Below are 3,965 nucleotides of genomic sequence, written 5' to 3'. Positions count from 1 at the left end.
TGCCGGGAGTCCGGCAGCAGGCGCCAGAACACCAGGCTGGCGGCCAGCCCGGTGACGCCGACCACCGCCGCCCCCACCTGCCAGCTTGCGACATCGGCCACCAGCGCCATGCACAGGCGCCCGCCCATGCCGCCGAGCGCGGTGCCGGCGACATAGATGCCCATGGCGCTGCCCAGCGCCCCGGCCTCGATCTCCTCGGCCAGATAGGCCATGGCCACCGCCGGCAGACCGGCCAGCACGATGCCGGTGAGCACGCGCAGCATCAGCAGCGTGCCATAGTCCGGCGCCGCCAGCACCAGCATGGTGAGCAGTGCCGCCAGCACCATGGCGAGCTGCATCAGCGGCTTGCGGCCGTAACGGTCGGCGAGGAAGCTGGCGGGAATCAGCGCCAGCGCCATGGCGGCGGTGGCAGCCGACAGCACCACGCTGCTGCCGGCGGGCGTGAGTCCGAAATCGCGTGCCAGATGCGGCAGCAGCGGCTGCGGCCAGTACAGCAGCCAGAAGGTGGAAAAACCGCCCAGGAACATGGCCAGGCAGACATGCCGGTAGGCCGGCGACCCCTTGCGGATGTCGCCGCCACCGATCATGCGCAGGTCGGCGCTCAAGCGGCCCCTGCCCCGGCCCGGGTCAGCAGGCCGCGAAACCGCGGCTGCAGTCCGCGATCAGGTCGTCGATGTCCTCGAGCCCGACCGCGATGCGGATCAGGCCGTCGCTGATGCGCGCCGCCGCCTTGGCCTCGGGGCTGAGACGCCCGTGCGTGGTCGAGCCGGGATGGGTGATGGTGGTCTTGGCATCACCCAGGTTGGCGGTGATCGACATCACCTCGGTGGCGTCGATGAAACGCCAGGCCGCCTCGCGGCCGGTTTCTCCCGGTCTGGCCTTGACCTCGAACGACAGCACGCCGCCGTAGCCGCGCTGCTGGCGCGTCGCCAGCGCGTGCTGCGGATGCGACTGCAGGCCCGGGTAATGCACCGCCGCCACCTGCGGCTGCGCTTCCAGCCACTGCGCCAGCGCCAGCGCCTGGCGGGAATGGGCATCCATGCGCAGGCGCAAGGTCTCCAGGCCCTTGAGGAAGACCCAGGCGTTGAACGGGCTCAGGCTGGGGCCGCAGGTGCGCACCACGCCGAAGATCTCTTCCATCAGCTTGTCACGGCCCACCACCGCGCCGCCCAGGCAGCGACCCTGTCCGTCCAGGTACTTGGTGGCAGAGTGGATGACCAGGTCGGCACCCATGGCCAGCGGGCGCTGCAGCGCCGGCGTGCAGAAGCAGTTGTCCACCGCCAGCAGGATGTCGTGCGCGTGCGCCAGCTCGGCCAGTGCCGCGATGTCGACCAGCTCACCCAGCGGGTTGCTCGGCGTCTCCAGGAAGAACAGCCGGGTCGCCGGCGTGATCGCCTCGCGCCAGGCCGACAGGTCGGCCAGCGGCACGAAGCGCGTGACGATGCCGAACTTGCGCGCGTACTTGTCGAACAGCACGTTGGTGGTGCCGAACAGGCTCTGCGAGGTCACCACCTCGTCACCGGCCTTGAGCAGGCCGAGCACCATGGCAAGGATGGCTGCCATGCCGGAGCTGGTCGCCACCGCGCGCTCGCCGCCCTCCAGCGCCGCCAGGCGTTCCTCGAAGGCGCGCACGGTGGGGTTGGTGAAGCGGGAATAGACATTGCCCTTGTCAGTGCCGCCGAAGCGCGCGGCGGCCTCGGCCGCGGAGCGGAACACGAACGACGAGGTCAGGAACATGACCTCGGAATGCTCGCCATGCTCGCTGCGGATGTTGCCGGCGCGCACCGCCAGGGTATCGAAGCCGGTATCACCGGACTGGTCGAAGCCGGGCACGCCCGGCAGTTGCTCTGCATCCGTCATTGCTGCGACTCGCGTTGTGCGCCGGCCGTACCGGGGCCGGCAGCCGGGCGGACCGCGTCAGCCGTTGGCCAGATCCACGATGGTCGAGCCCTTTTCCTTCTGGTTCTTCGCCGAATCATTGCGCGAGGCCTGCAGGGCGTCGAGGTAGTTGTCGTCGATGTCGCCGGTCACGTACTCGCCGTTGAACACCGAGCAGTCGAAGGCCTGGATGTCCGGGTTGCCTTCGCGGGCGGCGGCGATCAGGTCGTCGAGCTTCTGGTAGATCAGCGCGTCGGCACCGATCAGCTCGCAGACCTCCTGCTCGCTGCGGCCGTGCGCGATCAGCTCGCTCTTGGCCGGCATGTCGATACCGTAGACGTTCGGGTACTTCACCGCCGGCGCGGCGGAGGCGAAATAGACCTTGCTGGCGCCGGCGTCGCGCGCCATCTGGATGATCTCGCGGCAGGTGGTGCCGCGCACGATGGAGTCATCCACCAGCAGCACATTCTTGCCGGCGAACTCCAGCTCGATCGGGTTGAGCTTCTGGCGCACCGACTTCTTGCGCTGGCCCTGCCCCGGCATGATGAAGGTGCGGCCGATGTAGCGGTTCTTCATGAAGCCCTCGCGGTACTTCACGTTGAGCTGGTTGGCCAGCTCCAGCGCGGCGGTGCGGCTGGTGTCCGGGATCGGCATGACGACATCGATCCGCAGGTCCGGATGCTCGCGCTGGATGGTCTGCGCCAGCTTCTCGCCCATGCGCAGGCGGGCCTTGTAGACCGAGATGTTGTCGATGATCGAGTCCGGACGCGCGAAATACACGTGCTCGAAGATGCACGGCGTGTAGCTCGGGTTCTCGGCGCACTGGCGCGTGAACAGGCGGCCCTGGGAGTTGATGAACACCGCTTCGCCCGGCGCCAGGTCGCGCACCACGCGGAAGCCCAGCGAGGTGATGGCCACGGATTCCGAGGCGATGATGTACTCGGTGCCCTCCGGCGTGTCGCGCTCGCCGAAGATGATCGGGCGGATGCCGTTCGGATCGCGGAAACCGACGATGCCGTAGCCGGTGATCATGGCGACCACGGCGTAGGCACCCTTGCAGCGCTTGTGCACGCCGGCCACGGCCGCAAAGATGTCATCCACTTCCGGAATGAACTTGCGGCGCTCCTGCAGCTCGTGCGCGAGGATGTTGAGCAGCACCTCGGAGTCGGAGTCGGTGTTCACGTGGCGCAGGTCGGAACGGAAGATGTCCTTCGCCAGCACATGGGCGTTGGTCAGGTTGCCGTTGTGCGCCAGAGTGATGCCGTAGGGCGAATTGACGTAGAACGGCTGGGCCTCGGCGGAGCTCGACGAACCGGCGGTCGGGTAGCGCACGTGGCCGATGCCGAAATGGCCGGCCAGGCGCAGCATGTGGCGGGTATGGAAGACGTCGCGCACCATGCCGTTGTCCTTGCGCAGGAACAGGCGCCCGCTCTCGCAGGTGACGATGCCGGCGGCATCCTGCCCGCGGTGCTGCAGCACGGTGAGCGCATCATAGAGTGCCTGGTTGACCGGCGCTTTGCCGGCAATGGCAACGATTCCGCACATGGTGACCTCTCAGGGTTGCCGTGGCGACGCGGTGTCGTCGCCCGGCTTGGAAGAATGCACGACGATATCCAGCGCCTGGTCCTTGAGACTGCGCGCCAGGGATTCGTACTGCAGGATCAGCGAAGGCAGCTGCGACTCGCGGAACCAGGCGTCCTTCTTGACGAAGGGTGCCATGAGCATGAGCGCGACCAGCACCAGCACCAGGCCGCGGACGACACCGAACAGGCCGCCGAGCACGCGGTCGGACAGGCTCAGGCCGCCGGCGCGCACGGCCAGGCTGAGGGCGTGGGCGAACAGGCTGCAGAACAGCAGCGTGCCGAAGAAAAGGCCGCCCCAGGACATGACCAGGCGCACGGAAGGCGTGCTGACCCACTGCGCCAGCCAGGCCGACATCGGCTCGTTGAACCAGCGCGCGACAATGATGGCCAGCACCCAGCCGGCAAGGGACAGCGCTTCACGCACGAAGCCGCGCATGAAGCCGAAGATCAGTGACAGCGCCAGCACTGTCAGGATGACGAGATCTGCAGGATGCATAGGACTCG

At 67.9% G+C, this 3,965-nt stretch carries 4 protein-coding genes; all 4 read right to left on the bottom strand.

Features of this window, described 5'->3' with window-relative positions; all coding sequences use genetic code 11:
- Positions 1–605 (bottom strand): MFS transporter (locus C5O18_RS07300; protein ID WP_146089270.1); only part of this gene is annotated, 605 nt, incomplete at its 3' end.
- A 22-nt stretch (positions 606–627) separates the two neighbouring features.
- On the bottom strand, positions 628–1,860 hold the full coding sequence (locus tag C5O18_RS07295) for an O-succinylhomoserine sulfhydrylase (RefSeq protein ID WP_105192784.1): 1,233 nt from the start codon (positions 1,858–1,860) through the stop codon (positions 628–630).
- Positions 1,861–1,917: 57 nt separating this feature from the next.
- Positions 1,918–3,423: an amidophosphoribosyltransferase gene (gene purF, locus C5O18_RS07290; RefSeq protein WP_105192782.1), complete on the bottom strand. Its 1,506-nt coding sequence runs from the start codon at positions 3,421–3,423 to the stop codon at positions 1,918–1,920.
- A gap of 9 nt (positions 3,424–3,432) precedes the next feature.
- Positions 3,433–3,965: CvpA family protein (locus C5O18_RS07285; RefSeq protein ID WP_146089269.1), on the bottom strand; the 533-nt coding region annotated here is incomplete at its 5' end.

It is taken from the genome of Amnimonas aquatica, assembly GCF_002943415.1.
Lineage (GTDB): Bacteria > Pseudomonadota > Gammaproteobacteria > Pseudomonadales > Moraxellaceae > Perlucidibaca > Perlucidibaca aquatica_A.
This window is presented reverse-complemented; position numbering and strand designations above follow the sequence as displayed.